This window comes from Pseudooceanicola lipolyticus, assembly GCF_002786325.1.
GTDB lineage: Bacteria > Pseudomonadota > Alphaproteobacteria > Rhodobacterales > Rhodobacteraceae > Pseudooceanicola_C > Pseudooceanicola_C lipolyticus.
In genome coordinates this window covers 83240-101376 of record NZ_PGTB01000001.1, presented here as the reverse complement: position 1 = coordinate 101376, position 18137 = coordinate 83240, and the positions used below count along the sequence as shown (strand labels likewise).

Genomic DNA, 18137 nt, shown 5'->3' with positions numbered 1-18137 from the left:
CTCTCCTCCTCCGGTCTGCCTGGCGCCCCGGAACGCACAGGGGCGGACCGGGGCGCGCAGGGTCGGGAGAGCTGTGCTGAAGATGCCGCTCTCCCGGTGATGGAGATCACTCCAGCGCGTCGATGTACTGGGAGTATGCCGCGAAGCTCTCTTCGAGCGAGGCGGTCGTGGCCTCGGGGCCCATCCAGTCGCCGCCAATCTGGCCCTCTGTGATGAAGGCCCTGTAGTCGTCGCGCTCCAGCATCCGCTGGTAGGCCGAGACGAGCGCCTCGTAGGTCTCGGGGTGGTTCTCGGCGAAACTCTTGTGCACCACGAAGCTGCGCAGGTCGGCAGAGATCAGAGGGATCTCGGTGTCGAATTCGGCAAGCACGTCATTGATGTTGGGTGCATCCCACAGCTCATCGGGCTCGGCCTTGATCACGGCAAGCGGACGCACGTCATCGGCGATGACCGAGGAGCCCAGTGCGGCGATCAACGAGAAGGTCACCTGATTGCCGGCCAGCGCGGTGCGCATGGGGGCGCCGCCATCGTAGCTGATGAAGTTGATCGCATCGGGGGCGAGGCCCAGCTTTTCCAGCATGATGACCTGTGCCAGGTGGGCACCGTCGCCGTTGATGATGGCCGAGGTCGCCTCGCCCGGGTTGTCTTTGATGAACTGGATCAGCTCGCCCGCGGTCTGGAACGGCTGGTCCTTGTTCACCAGCAGAACGTAGTAGTCCTGCCACTGGCCGTTCACAAAGTGGAACTTGTCCCAGTCCAGCATGCCCTGGCCGCGCAGGATGTTGGAGATGAGGTAGGGGTTCACCGGGGTCACCAGCGCAACCGAACCGTCATCGGGCTGTTGCAGGAAATAGGTGTGGCCAAGTGCGCCGCTGCCACCGGGGCGGTTGGTGACGGTGACCGGAACGCCCAGTTCTTCGGGCAGGAACTGGCCGATCGAGCGGGCCAGCCGGTCGGCGGAACCGCCGGGGTTGAAGGGCACGATGATTTCGAGCCGGCCCGGCAAATAACCATCCTGGGCAGCGAGTCCGGTGGCGGAGAAGCCGAGCACCGCAAACGCGGCAATAAGGGCCCTGCGGCCAAGCGAAAAAGTCATTCCTGTTCCTCCCAAAGGTGCGTTCGTCTTGGCAGGGCGCAATCGATGCACCCTGCTGTCGAGTGGCGGCAACATTATTTATTGCATACAATTCGTCAAGAACCTGCGCTATTTATTTCTAGTTGCCCCGATATTGCATACAATCTAAGAGATGGCTTAATTTTCGGCAATCGCCGTGCCAAGCTGCGGCGATTGGAGGAATGGGTATGAAACTCGCTGACGAAAAGACCACGCGTGGCGCGCCCCGAGGCCGCAAGACCGCCTCATTGCGTGTCTACGAAACCCTGCGCGACGATATTGCCGGCGGGCAATACAGCGTTGGCGAACGGTTGACCGAGGGAGCCTTGGCCGACGCGCTCAAGGTGTCCCGTACCCCGGTGCGCGAGGCGCTGCGGCGGCTTGCATCGGAAGGGTTTGTCACGCTGTCGCCCCACGCCGGTGCACTGGTCAAGGGATGGTCGGCACAGGACGCCCGCGACGTGTTCGAGACTCGGGCGATCATCGAATCGGAAGCCGCCGCACGGGCGGCACGGAATGCCACGGCGCGGGACGTGGAGGAGCTGGACGCCCTCGCCCGCCGGATGGAGCAGGCCGCGGGCGCGCCGCTGCGCGACGTGGCGGGATACTCCGAGATGAACCGCGACTTCCACGCGCGCATCCTGCGGCTGTCGGGCAACCAGCGGCTTGAGGAGATCGCGCTGAACCTGATGGACCTGGGCTTTCTGGTGCGCTCCTACCGGCTGTTCGAGCAGGAGGATGTGGAGCGCTCACTTTCGGATCACCGCCAGTTGGTAAAGGCCATCGGAGCCGGCGAGGCCGCCTGGGCCGGCGCCGTGATGCGCGCCCATGTGCTTGCCACCACGCGGATCTTCAAGGGCACGCACGATGCCCCCGACCCACACGAGCCCGCCCCGCACGGCAAGGCCGGGCGCGACAGTTCCAATGACGTTTCACTGAAGGACAACGATAGATGAGCAAACCAAGCCTCCGCGCCGCACTCGAAGCAGGACAGTTCGTGACGGCACCCGGCATTCACGACATGATCTCGGCCGTTGTCGCCAACAAGGTCGGCTTTGATTTCGTGTACTCTTCGGGCTACTGGGGCACCGCTTCGGTGGAAGGTCTGCCCGACGCGGGGATCACCACCTATACCGAGATGCTGCGCCGCCTTCAGACGCTGTCGCGCACTTGCAACGCAGCGGTTATCGCAGATGCCGATACCGGCTTTGGCGGGTTGCTCAACGTGGCGCATACGGTGCGCGGCTATGTGGCCGCCGGGGCCACGGCGATCCAGATGGAAGATCAGCGCTTTCCGAAGAAATGCGGCCACACGCCTTACAAGCAGGTGATCCCGGCCGAGGAGATGATGCAGAAGATCAAGGTGGCCTGCGATGCCCGCGACGGTGCCGACACCATGATCATCGCCCGGACCGACGCGAAGGCGATGGAAGGATTCGAGGCCTCGGTGGAGCGCGGGCAGCGCTACCGGGATGCGGGGGCCGATATCGTCTTTCTCGAGGCGCTCGACACCGAGGAAGAGATGCGCGAGGCCTGTGCGCGGATCGACGCGCCGATGATGGCGAATATGGCCGATGGCGGGCGCACGCCGATCCTGCCGGCGAAAAAGCTTGAGGAGATCGGCTACAACCTCGCCATCTTCCCCGCCCTCACCGGCCTTGCTGCCGCCGCTGCGGTCGAAAACGCACTGGAGACGCTGAAGGCGACCGGCACGTCGCTGTCGCCTGATGTGCCACTGTTCGACTTTCAGGAGTTCAACTCTCTGATCGGCTTCTCCGAGATCTGGGAGTTCGAGCAGAAATGGAGCGACGTGCCTCAGGCTGCCGAATAACGCGCAGCGCCCCTGCCTCGCGGATCAAGCGGCGCATACAGCAAGGGCCGGGTCCTCCCCCCGGCGCTTCTTGTTTGCCTATTCCGCCGCGCCGCCGTTGGGCAGGTTCTGGCCGCGATGGCGCCGGACCCTCGCGATGCACTGTTCGGCATGACCGAGCCGAACCTTGGCGTGATCGCAGCGGCGCAGGTCGCCTGACTCGCCGCGCTAGAGATAGGTGAGAGGCATTCATGCCTCCCTGAATGCGGGTTTGGATGTAAAAGCGCCGGGACAGTTGCCCCGGCGCGATATGCGGCAAGCGGCGGTTTTAGCCGATATCGGGGGCCTCACGGCCACGGGTGAACTGCGAGATCGCAACCGCCAGAATGAGAGCGCCACCGTTGAACACGTTGGTGACCCAGAGCGGGATGCCCAGCATCGTCAGCCCGGTGATGCCGGTCCCGAGGAAATAGACGGCCACCATGGCGCCCCAAGGGTTGAAGCGCCCCGGCATGATCGTGGTGGAGCCGAGAAAGGCGGCGGCGAAAGCCGGCAACAGGTAGTTGAGGCCCGAATAGGGATCGGCCGAGCCGAGCACGCCCGCATAGAGAATACCCGCGCAGGAGGCCACGACAGACGAGGCGACCAGCGCCCCTACGCGCACTTTCTCGACCGCGATGCCGTTCAGCCGCGCCACCTCGCGCCCGCGGCCGACAAAGAGCAGTCGGCGGCCGAGCGGGGTGAAATCGAAGATGTACCAGAGCACCACCACCGCCGCGAAGGCGTAGTAGAAGGCATAGGGCACCCCGAACAGACGCCCGCCCACCACCGACATGATCAGCGCGTTGTCGATGCCGCCGATGGTGGAGGAGTTGGTGAACCACTGCACGATGCCGGAGATCAGCGAGGTTGAGCCGAGCGTGACCACCAGTGACGGAATGCGGACATAGACGATGAAGAAGGCGTGGAAGAGGCCGACAGCGACACCCGCAAGCACCGAGAGCAGCAGGCACAGCAGGATGGGCAGGCCCATCCAGGCGTTCAGCACCGCGATCATGCAGGACGAAAGGGTCATCACCGCACCAACCGAGAGGTCGTAATCGCCCGATGTAAGTGGGATGATGATGGCGAGGGCCAGCAGGGCGGCGGGCGCGTAGGAGGCGAAGAGGATGGAGAAATTGCCCCAGCGCGGGAAGGAATTGGGCAAGGCCAGGCTGAACCCGAGGATCAGCAGCGCCCAGACCAGCAGCAGAGCGTAACGTTCGAACAGGTGGAGGCGGCGGGCCCGGATGCGGGCGCGCTCCTCGTCATAGGCGGCGCTTGGTGCGTCTGTCATTTTTGGCTCCGGTCTTGTGTTTCGAGCGAGGCGTAGCAGGCCTGCGTGATATGGTCCTTGGTCACCTCCGGCCCGCGCAATTCGCGCACGACCCGACCGCGGGCGAAGACAAGCACGCGGTCGCAGATATGGGCGAGCTGTTCGGCATCGGAACTGGCGCAAAGTACCGACATGCCCTCGGCCGCCTCTGCCTTGAGGGCGTCGAAGATGCGGGCGCGGGTGCCCACATCGACCCCCTGTGTCGGCTCGTCGAGCATGAGCAGCTTGGGTTTGCGCTTCATCCAGCGGGCGATCAGCACCTTCTGGGCATTGCCGCCCGACAGCGAAGCAAGCGGGCGGTCGGGGTCGTTGGGGCGCACCTCGTAAACCTCGCCGAGCCGCCTGGCCTCTTTCCGCATGGCGCCGTTGCGCAGGCGCAGGCCCCGGAACCAGTCAGAGATATCGGGCAGAAGCATGTTGTCGGCGATTGACAGCGTCGGCACGCCGCTTTTGGCGTCGCGGTCGCCGGGCAAGAGCGCGAGGCCCTCGTTGATCGCCCTTGCGGGCGTCATGCCGCGCAGCGGGTGGCGGCTATCGCCAAGCGTCAGGCTGCCCGCTTCGGCAGGGGTGGCCCCGAAGGCGAGATAGGGCACACGGTCGTAGCCCGAACCGATGAGGCCGGTAAGGCCGACGATTTCGCCCTCGCCCACCTCGATGTCGCAGGGCGGCAGACCGGGGCCGGCAAGCCCTTCGAACCGGGCGCCGGGCGCGAAGCTGCGCAGTTCGGGGCCGGTATCGGAGAGCGCGGCGAGCGAGCGACCAATGATAAGCTCGATCATCTCGCCATGGGTCGCCGACTTTGTTTCGACACTGCCTGACACCCGGCCATCGCGAAGGATGGTGGCGCGGTCGGTGATCTCCATCACCTCGTCGATATCATGGGAGATGAACATGACCGAAGAGCCGCTGTCGGCGATCTCGCGCATCAGTACGAAGAGGCGTTTGACCCCCTCCTCGGGCAGAAACGGCGTGGGTTCATCCAGCAGAACGAGGCCGGGCTTGCCCGTGGCCTCGCAGGTTTCGCGGATTTCCTCGAAGGCCCGGACGATGGCCAGCAAGGCGCGGTTGACGGCGTCCAGCTCGTCCACGCGGCGCCACTGTTCGATATCGAGGCCATAGCGATCCAGCACGGCCTGGGCTGCCGCCTTCTCGGCGCGCCAGTTGATGCGCAGATGCGGTTCGACGGCGATCTGCTTGAGGCGCAGGTTTTCGAGCACGGTAAGCGAGGGCAAGAGCCCAAGGTTCTGATGCACGAAACTCATGCCAAGGCGGCGGAAATCGGAGGCCGCGAGCGGCAGCGAGACCTCTTCGCCGTTGAACAGCAGCCGCCCGCCGGGATCGGGGGCGTGGTAACCGGCAAGTATCTTGATCAGGGTTGATTTGCCCGAGCCGTTGGTGCCCAGCAATCCGTGGACCTCGCCCGGGCGCACCTCCAGCGACACGTCATCGAGCGCGCGGGTCGCCCGGAAGGTCTTGGAGATTCCGGTGAGGCTGATGGTAGGCGCCCCCCCTGTTGGGGAGGCGCCGGCCCGCGAGGATGCGGGGGTTTGTACGAGGCTTTGCACGGGAGTTATTCCAGGCCCCAGAGCCCGCGGAAGCCGGCGATGTAGGCATCGCCATAGCCGGTATCGAACTTGGCGGGGGTGCCAGCATCGGCCGCGTTGCTTTCGTCGAAGATGTAGAAGGGCACTTCGAGCTTGGCCGGCACTTCGAGGCCGCAGAGATCACGCATGTGCCCGTCAACCGTGGCATAGGCGATCCAGTCGAGGCTTTCGCCGATATCCATCGACACGGCGCCCTGTTGGATGAAGTCGAGCACAAAGGGCGTGCCGTTGAAGGTCGCGACCTTTACCTGACCGAGCGTGCCGGTGAGGCGCAGGGCGGGCACGACGAACTGGCTCATCGAGTCGTAGATCGGGATCACGACGTCGATTTCAGGATTGGCCTGAAGCGCCGATTGCACGGAGGGTTGAATCTTGGTGCCCCATTCGGCCACGCCCACGTTGATCTCGGTCACGATCTCGCAGTCGGGGCAGTTCGCGGCCAGTTCTTCGGTGAACCCGTCCATCAGCGGAATGGTCGGCGGCACCTCGCGCGAGACGATTACCGCGATCTTGCCCTTTCCGTCGGTATTGACGGCGGTCCAATTCGCCAGAATGCGGCCAATCTCGTTGAAGCCGATGGGAAGCGAGCTGGACAGCAGCGGGTTGGGTTCGAAGGAGGGATCGTAGAAATGCGAAGTCATCACCTTGATACCGGCCTCGTTGGCGGCGGTGATCTGGGGCTCGACGGTGTCGGGCGAGATGCCGGAGATCAGGTCGATCACGTCAAAACCATCCCGGATGGCATAGTCGAAGCCCTGAACCCACTGGCTGGGCTGGCCCTGGTTTTCCCATTCGACAACTTCGAGGCCGATTTCTTCGCCGACAACCTTCATCCGGTCGATGATGCCCTTGAGGAAGGGGTTGGAGGAGTTGTTGGGAATCGACAGCATCTTCTTGCCCGCCGCGCACTGGCGGATATCGAAGGGCTCGCCGGGGGCCACGAATTCGGGCTTGGCCGTGTAGGCCGACAGCTTTTCCTTGGCGCGCGCCATCGCTTCGCTGTCTTGCGCGTGCAGTGCAGCGGGCGCACCGAGGGCGGCGAGAGCCGCGAGCATGCCGAGAGTCTTGTTGATCTTCATTTGGTACCTCCGTTGTGCCCGGCGTGTTTTCTGTCGACTCGCCCGGGTCATTGAATACGCATTCACATCTTTGCGTTTCGCTCCTAACCTGTCAATGATCCAGTCTTGATTGTTCAGCGGCGGAGCGCGAATGTCAGAAAGCAACGGTCAAAAAGGCAAAAAGGCACGCGTGACGTCCTACGATGTGGCGAAGCTCGCTGGCGTATCGCAGCCGGCGGTGTCGCGCGCCTTCAATCCGGGTGCGCCGATCACAAAGGAAAAACGCGACCGTATTCTCGCCGCCGCCCGAGAGCTCGGCTATGTGCCCAATGTCTTCGCCTCCAGCCTGTCGCGCAGTTCTTCAAAGATCGTCGCGGTGATCAGCGGCAACCTGAACAACCCCTTCTATTCCGAAAGCCTTCAGTGCTTTGTCGAGCAAATTCAGCGCACTGGGCGGCAGGTTCTGGCCTTCACGGTACAGGAAGACCAGAACAGCGATGACGTGATGATGCAGGCGCTTCGATACCCGGTAGACGGAGTCGTGGTGACATCTGCGACGGTGACATCGAGCATGGTCAAGCTGTCCGAGGGGCTCGGAATCCCGGTGATCATGTACAACCGGCGCGTGCCGGACGCCAATCTGCCCTCGGTGCTGTGCGACAACGAGGGGGGCGCCGCCGCCCTGGCGCGGCGGATGCACGCCGCCGGAGCACGCAAATTTCTTGTTTTGCGCGGCGATCCCGCAGGCTCGACCAGTATGGCGCGGGTTCAGGGCTTCAGGGATGCGCTGAAGAAACTGAAGGGTGCACAGGTTGAGGAGATCGACGGTCAGTCGAGCTATGCTGGTGCCTATCGCGCCACGGTCTCGCGTTTCGACAAACCATTGGCGGACTGGCCTGACGCGATCTTCGGCGTCAATGACATCATGGCGATTGGCTGCGCGGATGCGTTGCGCGGCCATTTCGGCAAGAAGATCCCCGATGACATCATGCTCGCCGGTTTCGACGGGATCCGCGAAGCTCAGCGCGAGCCCTACCATCTTGCCACCGTCCGCCAGCCGATCGAGCGGATGGTGACCGAAACGCTTGAACTGCTCGACGCCGCGAAATCCGACGAGGGCGCACCCGCCGCACTCCGGGTGATCCAGGGTGACATGATTCCGGGCGTCACGATCCAGTCTCGAGAGGACTGATTTGCCTGACAGAAATGGCGCCGCCCGAAGGCGACGCCTGAGTTCCGTGAGTGGAAAACAAGGCTACTCTGCGGCGTGGACGCCGGGGATGAAGCCGAAGTCGAAGTCGGAGGGCGCGCCGCGCTCGGCTTTCATCTTCTCCCGCAGCCTGGCCGTGGCCGAGGTATCGAGCACATGGGTTTCGGAGATGATCACGCCGTAATCCTCCTCGGCCTTCTGGCGCGAGACGAGATCGTTCTGCACATCGGCCAGAACCTTCTCCGCCGGACGGTCGAGCGGATCGCCCCAGCCACCGGAGCCGGCAGTGATGAAGACGATGCGGTCGCCCGGCTCGACCTTGAGGTTGTCGAGCTTGGAGGGAATGCGCTCGCGTTCTTCCGAGCCTGCACGGATGATCCATTTGCTGGATGTGCCGCCATGCAGGCCGCCGTTGATGCCCCAAGGCGGCACAACTTCGCGGTCGTCGTGGATCGAGATCGAGCCGGCCTCGAGCACGCGGTAGGTCTTTTCGATCCCTGCCCCACCCCGGTGCAGCCCCGCACCGCCGGCGTCCTTCACCGGACGATAGCTGTCGACGATCACCGGATAGTAGTTTTCGATGTATTCGATCGGGGTGGCAGAGAAGAGCGGCCACCAGGCGTGACCGTCAAGCCCGTCGCCGCGCGGCCGGCCCGGCACGCCGCCGAAGAGCAGTTCCATCAGCTGGAAATACTTTCCGTTGCTGTCCTGCCCGGTGAAGATGAAATGCGGGCTGGTGCCGTAGCCCGCCGCCATCGACAGGTGCGGTGCGCGCTGGCCGAGCGCTCCTGCCTGACAGTCGAAGAAGCGGGTGTGGGTGTTGAGCCGGTTCGACAGCGCTGCCGGGAACTTGGGGTTCAGCAGAGAACCTTCGGGCAGCACGATCTCGAAGAGGTCGTAGAACCCCTCGTTGAACATGATCTTCGGATCGAAGGCCATGATCATGTAGACCCCGAAGAACAGTTTGCAGAGCCCTTCGTGGATGTGGAAGTTGATCGGACCTTCGGCCTGGTCATCGGTTCCGGTCCAGTCGAACACCGCGGTATCCCCGCGGCGGTAGATCGACAGCTTCATCTTGAAGGGGCCGTTGCCGACGCCGTCGTCATCCACGTAGTCGGTAAAGCTCACCGGCTCCTCAGGGATGTACTGGTTGATCAGCACGCGCATCGCCTCGCGGGTCCGGTCGAGCAGCAGGCCGCAGGCATCGAGATAGGTTTCGCGCCCGAAGCGATCGCAGGTTTCACGCACCCGTTGCGCCGCCGTCCGGCACCCCGCCACCAGCGCCATCAGGTCGGCGCGGTTCATGTCGGGGGTGCGGGTGTTGTTGAGCATGACCTTGAGCACGCCCTCGTTGAGCACGCCCTTTTCGTAGATCTTGACCGGGGGCACGCGCAGCCCCTCTTCCCAGATCGTGCGCGCATCCGACGGCATGGAGCCCGGCACCTTGCCGCCCACGTCGACCATGTGGCCAAAGATCGAGGAGAAGCCCACATGCACGCCCTCGTGAAAGATCGGCATCATCACGCACCAGTCATTGTTGTGCGAGATCGAGCCTTTGCAGGCGTAAGGGTCGTTCCAGACGAAGATGTCACCCTCGTGGATATCGCTGCCATATTCCTCGACGATGGCCGGGATGTACGAGCCGAACTGGCCGACAATCATCCGGCCCGCCGGGTCGCAGATCATCGGGAACTCGTCGTGCTGCTCGCGAATTACCGGCGAAAGGGCAACGCGCACCACCACGCTGTCCATCTCGAAGCGGGCGTTCAACAGGGCGTTCTCGATCAGGTCGAGAACGATGGGATCGACTTTCTTGCTCATGGTTCAGGCTCCCTTCTTCTCGGTGGGCCAGATCAGCAGGTTGCCGGTGGGATGAACCTCGGCGTAGTGATCGGGCAGGAGAACGGTCGTGGTATCGTACTGGCGGATGATCGCCGGGCCTTCGACCCGGGCACCGGCAGCGAGCATTTCGCGGTCAACATGCGGGGTATCGACCCAGGCGCCGCCAAAGTAGCCCTTGCGGACCTCCATGGTGGCCTCGGCGATGTCGGTCGTGCCCTCGGCAGGTGCGGCCTCCTCGACCGGGGGCGTGGCGCCGGTGGCCACGACCCGCAGGGCGACCAGCTCGATCGGCAGGTCGAAGCGCACACCATAGAGGCGCTCGTGGGTTGTGTGGAAATCATCCAGAACCGTTTCAAGACCGGAGGCCTTTTCGACCACCTCGGCGGGCACGTTGATCGACACCTCGAAGCCCTGCTGCTCGTAGCGCAGATCGACGGTGTAGGTCAGGCCACGATCGGCCTCTTCGACCTTTTCCTCGTCAAGCCAAGTCACGGCCTTCTGGCGCAGAGTGGCGAAGTGATCGAAGAGGGCCGCATCGTTCATACCGGCGACGGAACCAATCAGGGTGCGGACCATCTCGTTCTTGAACTCGGCTTCGAGGAAGCCCAGTGCCGAGAGCACGCCGGGATTGTGCGGCACGACCACCGGGTAACAGCCCAGCACCTGCGCCATCGCGTTGGCATGGAGCGGCCCGGCGCCGCCAAAGGCCACGATGCCGAAGTCGCGCGGGTCGAGGCCGCGCTGAACGGTAATGACGCGCAGCGCGCCAAGCATCACCTCGTTTGCAATGTCGAGAATGCCCTGCGCCGCGGCCTCCGGCGAAAGCTCTAGTGGCTGACCGACCTTGTCGACGGCCTCGCGGGCGCCTTCGAGGTCGAGGCTCATGTCACCGCCCAGCAGTTTCGGCGGGAGATAGCCCAGCACCACGTTGGCATCGGAAACCGTGGGCTCGGTGCCGCCACGGCCATAGGCCACGGGGCCGGGCATGGCACCAGCCGAACGCGGTCCGACGCGGAGCGAGTTGGTCAGTTCGGAAATCTCAGCGATCGAGCCGCCGCCTGCGCCCACGGAGCGCACATCCAGTGTCGGCACCTTGGCAGGGAAATACCCCACATCGGTCGAGCGCGTGATCGTGGCCTCGCCGTCGAGAATGACCGACACATCGGTGGAGGTGCCGCCCATGTCGAATGCCAGAAGCTTTTTAAGACCGGTGCGGCGGGCCACCATGGCGGTGGCCGTCACCCCACCCGCCGGGCCGGAGAGCACGGTGTGAACCGGACGCTGTGCCGCTGCTTCGGCGCTCATCAGACCGCCGTCGGACCGCACGATATGCAGCCGGCTCTTGACCCCTGCCTCATCGAGACGCCGCTCGATCCGGCTGAGGTAGCGGGTCATGATCGGGCGGACATAGTCGTTCATCACCGTGGTGATCGCGCGGTCATACTCGCGGAACTCGGGCAAGATGTCGGAGGAAAGCGAGACATGCATCTCGGGGAAGTGCGCCAGCACGATCTCGCGCAGGCGCTGCTCGTGGGCCGGGTTGGCGTAAGAGTGCATCAGCGAGATGGTGAGGGCCTCGATACCGGAGCCGCAGAGATCCTTGATGAGCGCCGTTGCAGCCTCCTCATCCAGCGGCGTCACCACGTTGCCGCGGGCGTCCATCCGTTCGGGAATGCCCCGGGTGTCCTTGAGCGCGGCCAGCGGATCGGGCTTGTCCATCACGATCCAGCCAAACAGCGGACCGGGGGTCCAGGACTTGGCAAGATGCAGAACATGCTCGAACCCGGCGGTGGTGAGCAGGCCCACGCGGGAGCCCTTGCCCTCGAGCACCGCATTGGTGGCAACGGTCGTGCCGTGCAAAACCAGCGAGATATCCTCGGGCTTCACCCCCGCCTTCTCGCAGATGAGCCGCACGCCCTCTGCAACCCCGATCGACTGGTCTTCGGGTGTGGAGGGCGTTTTTGCCCGGTAGGTCTTTTGGGCTGCATCGTCATGCAGCAGCAGGTCCGTGAAGGTTCCGCCAACGTCGACTCCCAACCTCATGCAACTCTCCCTGTCTAAGGTCATTGTACCGTGTGCGGCCCTGAACACCGGGCTGAGTCTGGCCCGAGCTTTACCGCTTGAATGCGTATTCAACAGAGCCTAACATCGCACACAGTTCAAGAGAAAATTCTGGGGGCCGCCGCGCCCCACTTCTGGAGGAACGGGCGAGAATGCCGGGAAAGACGCTTTACGAGAAGATCTGGGACAGCCACACAGTGCATGATTTCGGAGGCGGCGAGGCGCTTGTCTACATGGACCGCCACCTCGTGCACGAGGTCTCTACACCGCAGTCCTTTGCCTATCTCGACAAGACGGGGCTGCCGATGCGGCGCCCCGAACTTCAACTTGCCGTGGCAGACCACGCGGTGCCCACCAAAGACAGGGGCGCGACGATCAAAAGCGAGTTGGCCCGCAAACAGGTGGCGCGCCTTAAGGAAAATGTTGCCAAGTATGACGTGCCCTATGTCGCGCTCGACGGCGACCGGCACGGAATCGTTCATGTGATCGGGCCTGAGACCGGCTTTACCCTGCCAGGGTCGGTTCTGGTCTGCGGCGACAGCCACACATCGACTCACGGTGCCTTTGGCTGCCTCGCCTTCGGCATCGGGGCGTCGGAATGCGGCGCGGTTTTTGCCACCCAGTGCCTGCGACAGACAAAGCAGAAATCCATGCGGGTCAATCTGACCGGGGGGTTGCCTGCGGGGGTGACCGTCAAGGATGTGATTCTCGCCCTGATCTCGGAGATCGGCACAGGTGGCGGCGTGGGGTATGCAATCGAGTTCGCCGGGGACACCACGCGCGCCCTGTCGATGGAAGCGCGAATGACCCTTTGCAACATGGCGATCGAGGCCGGCAGCCGGGTCGGCATGGTGGCGCCGGATGAAACCACGTTCAGCTATCTCAAGGGCCGGCCGCTTGCGCCGGAAGGGGCCGACTGGGACGAGGCGATGGCGGTTTGGCGGACCCTGCCCTCTGACGCGGATGCCGTCTTTGACAAGGAAATCACCTTCGACACCTCGGTGCTTGCGCCGCAGGTCTCCTGGGGCACCACGCCCGAGCAGACCGGCGCGGTGACGGGCGAGGTGCCGGACCCCGACACCATCGCCGATCCGAATCGGGCCGAGCGCATTCGCAAAAGCCTTGCCTATATGGGGCTGACCCCGGGTCAGAAACTGGCGGATATCCCGGTGGATCGCGTGTTCATCGGCTCCTGCACCAACGGGCGGCTGGAAGATCTGCGCGCGGCCGCGGCAGTGCTGAAGGGGCGGCATGTTGCCGGCACCGTGGCCGCCATTGCCGTGCCCGGCTCGGCCGCCGTGCGCGCGGCCGCCGAGGCCGAGGGCCTGCACGAGGTGTTCCTCGCCGCCGGCTTCGAGTGGCGGGAGGCGGGCTGCTCGATGTGCGTTGGCATGAACGGCGACACGCTCGAGGCCGGGCAACGCTGTGCCTCCACTTCAAACCGCAACTTCGAAGGCCGCCAGGGCACGGGCGGGCGCACGCATCTGGTTTCTCCCCAGATGGCCGCCGCCGCCGCCGTGACCGGACGCCTGACCGATGTAAGGGATCTCCTGTGATGGAACCGCTTAAAACACTGCGCAGCAAGGTCGCCCCGATCCTGCAGAATGCGATCGACACCGACATCATCTTTCCCGCCCGCTTCCTGTTGCTGATGGACCGCGTGGGCCTCGGCAAACATGCGTTTGCCGATTGGCGGAGTGCCGATTTTCCGCTCGATAGCGCGCCTTGGAAAGGCGCTTCGGTGCTGGTGGTCGGCGAGAATTTCGGCACCGGCTCGTCGCGCGAGCAGGCCGTGTGGTGCCTCGCTGATCTGGGCGTGCGCTGCGTCATTGGCCGGAGCTTTGGCGAGATTTTCTTTTCGAACTGCTTCAAAAGCGGGGTGCTGCCAATCCGGTTGACAGCCGAAGAGATCGCACCGGTGGAAGCCGCTGCCAAGGCCGGTGAGGAGATCGAGATCGACGTGGCGGCACAGGAAATCCGCCTGCCTTCGGGCGCTGTGATCGGCTTTGATCTGGATGCGCACCGCAAGCGGATGCTGCTTGAGGGGTTGGATGACATCGGGCTTGTCCTGGAAGACCATTCCGAGGAGATCGCCGCCTTCGAGAAGGCCCGTCCGCGCTGGCTTGAACTGAGCCGCGAGCGGTTGGCCACACTCACCGGATCGGGCGCATGACCCGCGCCGTCGCCTGTATCGGCACCGGCACCGTCGGCAGCGCCTGGGCGGCGGTGTATGCCCGCGCAGGATACCAGGTGCGGCTCTTCGATGCGATGCCGGGCACGGTCGAGGACTTCGCCCTGCCCCGCATTGGCCGGACACTGGCAGACCTCGCCGCAGCGCGCCCGACGGGCGAGAGTGTCGAGTCCATTCTGGCCCGGATCACGCCCTCCGAAACGCTTGCCGAAGCGGTCGATGGCGTAGAAGCGGTGCAGGAAAGCGTGCGCGAAGATCTTGGGATAAAGCGGGCGCTCTTTGCCGAAATCGGCGCCGCCGTGCCGGAAGATGCGCTGCTGATGTCCTCCACCTCTGCCCTGCCCGGTTCGCAGTTCTTGCGCGATGTGCCCAACCCTGGGCGCGCTCTGGTGGCCCACCCGGTCAACCCGCCCTCGCATATTCCGCTGGTGGAGCTTTGCGGCACGGGCGAGACCACGGAGGGCACTATCGCCAAGGCGCGCGGCTTCTTCGAGGCCGCGGGGATGGAGCCGGTGGTGCTGAACCGGGAAATCGAGGGCTTTCTGCTGAATCGGTTGCAATACACGCTGGTAGCAGAGGCGATGCATCTGGTGGGCGAAGGCTATTGTTCACCCGAAGATATCGACCGGGTGCTGACCTCGGGCTTGGCCCTGCGATGGGCCTCGATCGGGCCTTTCATGACCGCGCATCTCAACGCCCGCGAAGGGTTTCAGGGATTTGTCGACCAGCTTGGCGGCATGATGAAGACCATGGGGCGCGAGGCGAAGACCGCCTATGACTGGCCCGCCGAACTGGCAGGCGAAATCCATGACAGGATGGCGGCGCAGCAACCGGTCGAGACCATTCCGCAGGCGCAGGCCTGGCGTGACGGGCGCATTCTCAAGACCCGCGCCTTGCAGGACAGCGACAAGGCCCCCGGGCGCCGGTGATCCGGGCCCGGGGCTTGGTTCAGTTTTCGATCTGGAGGTCGATCAGCGCCTGTTGGCCGCCGGCCACCGCCGTCAGGGCACGGTCAATGACGGCAGGAAGGGCTTCGGCATTTGTCACCGCCTCTCCGACGCCACCATGCGCCCGGCAGATGGCGGCGTAATCGGGCGCGGGCGACAGATCGGCGAGGAACATGCCGTCGCCCGCCGCCGCCGCGCCCTGAGGATACATCGCCAGCGTCGAGTTGCGCACCGCACCCCAACGGCGGTTGTTGAAGACAACCGTAACCATGGGCAGACCATGCGCCGCTGAGGCCCAGTGGCAGGCAACCGGGTTGTTGAACATATAGGCTCCATCACCCAGCATGGCCACGACCGGGCGGTCGGACACGCCCGCGCGCTTGTCGGCTGCCGCCACACCCAGCGCCGCCCCGAACCCGAAGCCGAGGCCGCCGGCCGGGGTAAAGCCATAGAACTGACCCGGCTCCGAGAACGTCGCGAGGTCGGTCCGGAAGGAATATTCGTTCACGATTACAGCCTGTTGCGGCAGGCGTTCGGCCAGTACGGCAGAGGCCACCTCGGCGGTGAAGCGGGAACGATCCAGGCTCTCGCGGCTGAGGCGCCTTGCCCGCAGTTCGGCCACTTTGGCACGCCGCATTTCCACCCGGCGCACCGCATCCTCCGCAGGTGCGCCCAATGCAGCAGCCAGGGCCGCGAGGGCCATGGCAGGCGAAGCGACGATGCTTTCCGAAGCACCGAAGGAACGCAACGGATAGTTTACAAAAAGTGGATCGCGGTCGATCTCCCAGAGCGGTGCGGTGGGGCGCGGGCTGGTCACATGCGGGACCCAGGGCACGTCACAGGCCACAGAAAGGATGAGATCGGCCCCGCGCAGCAAGTCTTTGGTATCAAAGCCGATTGCCATGTCGTGTTCGAACGGCAGATTGACCGAGCGGGCGTTGAACTGCACGACCGGCAAGGCCCAGGCCTCGGCCAGGGCGGTCAGCGCCGCGCAACCACCCGGCTCGCGGCCGGCGTTGCTGGTCACGATGACCGGGTATTCCGCGGCGCGGATGGCCCCGGCGAGGCGATCGATTGCGTTTCCGTCCGGCGCGCCTTCGACCACCCGGCTTCGGCTACGCTTTGGACGGTCGGCACGGACCTCGCGGGCCAGCAGTTCACGGGGCAGCGACAGGTAGACCGGGCCGGGCGGCGGGGCCTCGGCGATGTCGAGCGCCCGAATGGCCACGTCCTCGACCTGATCGGCCGAGCGCAATTCGTAATCCCACTTCACCGCTTCCCGCAGCATCCCGCCCTGGTCGAACATCTCCTGCGCCCAGTGGATGAAGCGCGACCTTGTACCCGGCTCGCCTTCTTCGGTCAGCGGAGTGCGCCCGGCGGCGAGCAAAACGGGCACAGCATCTCGTGCCGCGTTGAGCGCACCACACACCATGTTGGCCGTTCCGACACTCACGTGAACCATCGCCGCCTGTGCCTTGCCGCTGCGCAGAGCATCTCCGTGGGCCATGGACACCGCGAGGTTTTCATGCGGCACCGTGTAAGGACGCGGCAGGTCAATCGCGGTTTCCGGCCTTCGTTCATACGCCTCGATGATAGACGGAAAGTCGGTGCCGGCCACCGCGTAAAGTGCATCCACGCCCCCCTCCGTCAGAGCCTCGAGCCAGGCTTCGGCGGCAATTTTCGAGCGGGCGGCGGGTGCGTTCGACATGGGGGAATCCTTGGCTGAATATTTGTATGGACAATATCAGAATCACCGATCTGCCAACAGCTGATTTTGTAAAAATGCCGCTTATTAGGCATCGATTTTTTATGTTTAATATTAGTTATTTACCGAACTTTTTTCGATGTGCGGACAACTGCAATAATCCATGACATGAGGCGGCAGGTCTGCTATCCTGAATACGCATACATAAACTGACAGGGACCCCTCGCCAGAGGGCAGAAAGGACAGCATGACTCACCACTCGCCCGAACGTAAATTCCGCCTCGCCGCCAGGCTCCTTGCCACGGCGGCACTCCTGCCGCTCGGCACCGCTGCCAGCGCACAGACGCTCGGCATCGGAACGACCCAGGGGGGCGCTACCGGGCAGATCGGCACCGCGCTTGCGCAGGTGATTTCGATGAACAGCGATCTTCAGGTGATCCCGCAGATCAGCGCCAACACCTCGCAGTACATCGTGCTGCTGGATCAGGGCAAGGTCGAGCTTGGAATCGCCAATTACCCGCAGACCTATTACGCGATGACCGGAACCGGCATGTCGACCGAACCGGCGAAAAACCTGCGTCTCGTCGCCACGATGATGCCGTTCAACGCGGCACTCGTTGCGCCGGAAAGCAGCGACATCAAAAGCTATGCCGACATCAAGGGGCACAAGGTGCCGCGCTATCCCGAGAATTCGCTGGGCGATTTCGTGGTGCAGGCGGCGCTGGCCGCTGGCGGGCTGACTTATGATGACGTCACCTCGGTGCCGATTGCGAACTTTCCGCAGCAATACGAAGCCTTCAAGGATGGCCGGATCGATGTGAGCATTGCGGCTGTCGGTTCGCAGGCAACCTTTGACCTCGAAGCGGCACTGGGGGATATCCAGTTCCTGCCCATCCCCGAAGACAAGCTGGAAGAACTGCAATCCTTCCTGCCCGGCTCTTACATCGCGCCGATCGAGGCCTCGGAAGAGATCCCCGGACTCGACGAAGCGACCGCGGTGATTGCCTACGACTACCTGCTCTTCGCCAATGCCAATGTGCCCGACGAGCAGATCACCAAGGTGGTTTCCGCGATGTACGAAGGTGTCGATTTCCTGAAGGGCACCTCGCCGCTTTGGGAAACCTTCGACCCGGCCGGCATGGGCAAGAAAGCCGACATTCCCTACCATCCCGGCGCAACTGCCTTTTTTAAGGAAAAGGGCCTGATTGACTGAACTTCTT

At 63.9% G+C, this 18137-nt stretch carries 14 protein-coding genes; 7 read left to right on the top strand and 7 right to left on the bottom strand.

Features of this window, described 5'->3' with window-relative positions:
- Positions 1 to 106: 106 nt before the first annotated feature.
- Positions 107 to 1096 carry a Bug family tripartite tricarboxylate transporter substrate binding protein gene (locus CVM52_RS00490; RefSeq protein ID WP_100160767.1) on the bottom strand — a complete coding sequence of 330 codons (990 nt, stop codon included), beginning with the start codon at positions 1094 to 1096 and terminating at the stop codon, positions 107 to 109.
- A gap of 206 nt (positions 1097 to 1302) precedes the next feature.
- Between CVM52_RS00490 and CVM52_RS00485 the strand changes: the two genes are divergently transcribed.
- The gene (locus tag CVM52_RS00485; RefSeq protein ID WP_172720869.1) at positions 1303 to 2070 is read left to right on the top strand and encodes a GntR family transcriptional regulator; all 768 of its coding nucleotides are present in this window, start codon (positions 1303 to 1305) and stop codon (positions 2068 to 2070) included.
- Entirely contained in the window at positions 2067 to 2945 is an 879-nt protein-coding gene (locus CVM52_RS00480; RefSeq protein ID WP_100160765.1) for an isocitrate lyase/PEP mutase family protein, read from the top strand. Before CVM52_RS00485 ends, CVM52_RS00480 begins: the two co-directional genes overlap by 4 nt.
- Positions 2946 to 3252: 307 nt before the next feature.
- Here CVM52_RS00480 and CVM52_RS00475 read toward each other — a convergent pair whose 3' ends face one another.
- The 3 genes from CVM52_RS00475 to CVM52_RS00465 are packed head-to-tail and all read right to left on the bottom strand — an operon-like array spanning position 3253 to position 6982.
- Positions 3253 to 4260: an ABC transporter permease gene (locus tag CVM52_RS00475; protein ID WP_100160764.1), complete on the bottom strand. Its 1008-nt coding sequence runs from the start codon at positions 4258 to 4260 to the stop codon at positions 3253 to 3255.
- The gene (locus tag CVM52_RS00470; RefSeq protein ID WP_100160763.1) at positions 4257 to 5864 is read right to left on the bottom strand and encodes a sugar ABC transporter ATP-binding protein; all 1608 of its coding nucleotides are present in this window, start codon (positions 5862 to 5864) and stop codon (positions 4257 to 4259) included. Before CVM52_RS00470 ends, CVM52_RS00475 begins: the two co-directional genes overlap by 4 nt.
- A 5-nt stretch (positions 5865 to 5869) precedes the next feature.
- The gene (locus CVM52_RS00465) at positions 5870 to 6982 is read right to left on the bottom strand and encodes a sugar ABC transporter substrate-binding protein (RefSeq protein ID WP_100160762.1); all 1113 of its coding nucleotides are present in this window, start codon (positions 6980 to 6982) and stop codon (positions 5870 to 5872) included.
- Between the two features lie 130 nt (positions 6983 to 7112).
- Between CVM52_RS00465 and CVM52_RS00460 the strand changes: the two genes are divergently transcribed.
- On the top strand, positions 7113 to 8153 hold the full coding sequence (locus CVM52_RS00460) for a LacI family DNA-binding transcriptional regulator (protein ID WP_240620812.1): 1041 nt from the start codon (positions 7113 to 7115) through the stop codon (positions 8151 to 8153).
- Positions 8154 to 8216: 63 nt separating this feature from the next.
- Here CVM52_RS00460 and CVM52_RS00455 read toward each other — a convergent pair whose 3' ends face one another.
- The gene (locus CVM52_RS00455; RefSeq protein ID WP_100160761.1) at positions 8217 to 9992 is read right to left on the bottom strand and encodes a hydantoinase B/oxoprolinase family protein; all 1776 of its coding nucleotides are present in this window, start codon (positions 9990 to 9992) and stop codon (positions 8217 to 8219) included.
- Between the two features lie 3 nt (positions 9993 to 9995).
- On the bottom strand, positions 9996 to 12056 hold the full coding sequence (locus tag CVM52_RS00450) for a hydantoinase/oxoprolinase family protein (protein ID WP_100160760.1): 2061 nt from the start codon (positions 12054 to 12056) through the stop codon (positions 9996 to 9998).
- A 170-nt stretch (positions 12057 to 12226) separates the two neighbouring features.
- Between CVM52_RS00450 and leuC the strand changes: the two genes are divergently transcribed.
- From leuC to CVM52_RS00435, 3 genes are read left to right on the top strand one after another with little or no spacing between them, the layout of a single operon-like run.
- Positions 12227 to 13630: a 3-isopropylmalate dehydratase large subunit gene (gene leuC / locus CVM52_RS00445; protein ID WP_100160759.1), complete on the top strand. Its 1404-nt coding sequence runs from the start codon at positions 12227 to 12229 to the stop codon at positions 13628 to 13630.
- Positions 13630 to 14247: a 3-isopropylmalate dehydratase small subunit gene (gene leuD / locus CVM52_RS00440; RefSeq protein WP_100160758.1), complete on the top strand. Its 618-nt coding sequence runs from the start codon at positions 13630 to 13632 to the stop codon at positions 14245 to 14247. The genes leuC and leuD overlap by 1 nt, the downstream gene beginning before the upstream one ends.
- Positions 14244 to 15194 carry a 3-hydroxyacyl-CoA dehydrogenase NAD-binding domain-containing protein gene (locus CVM52_RS00435; RefSeq protein ID WP_100160757.1) on the top strand — a complete coding sequence of 317 codons (951 nt, stop codon included), beginning with the start codon at positions 14244 to 14246 and terminating at the stop codon, positions 15192 to 15194. Before leuD ends, CVM52_RS00435 begins: the two co-directional genes overlap by 4 nt.
- 19 nt (positions 15195 to 15213) lie before the next feature.
- Here the strand turns inward: CVM52_RS00435 and CVM52_RS00430 are convergent, their stop codons facing one another.
- On the bottom strand, positions 15214 to 16920 hold the full coding sequence (locus CVM52_RS00430) for a thiamine pyrophosphate-requiring protein (protein WP_100160756.1): 1707 nt from the start codon (positions 16918 to 16920) through the stop codon (positions 15214 to 15216).
- Positions 16921 to 17164: 244 nt separating this feature from the next.
- Between CVM52_RS00430 and CVM52_RS00425 the strand changes: the two genes are divergently transcribed.
- A complete protein-coding gene (locus CVM52_RS00425) occupies positions 17165 to 18130 on the top strand; it encodes a TAXI family TRAP transporter solute-binding subunit (protein WP_100160755.1) in 966 nt (321 codons plus the stop codon).
- Positions 18131 to 18137: the final 7 nt, after the last annotated feature.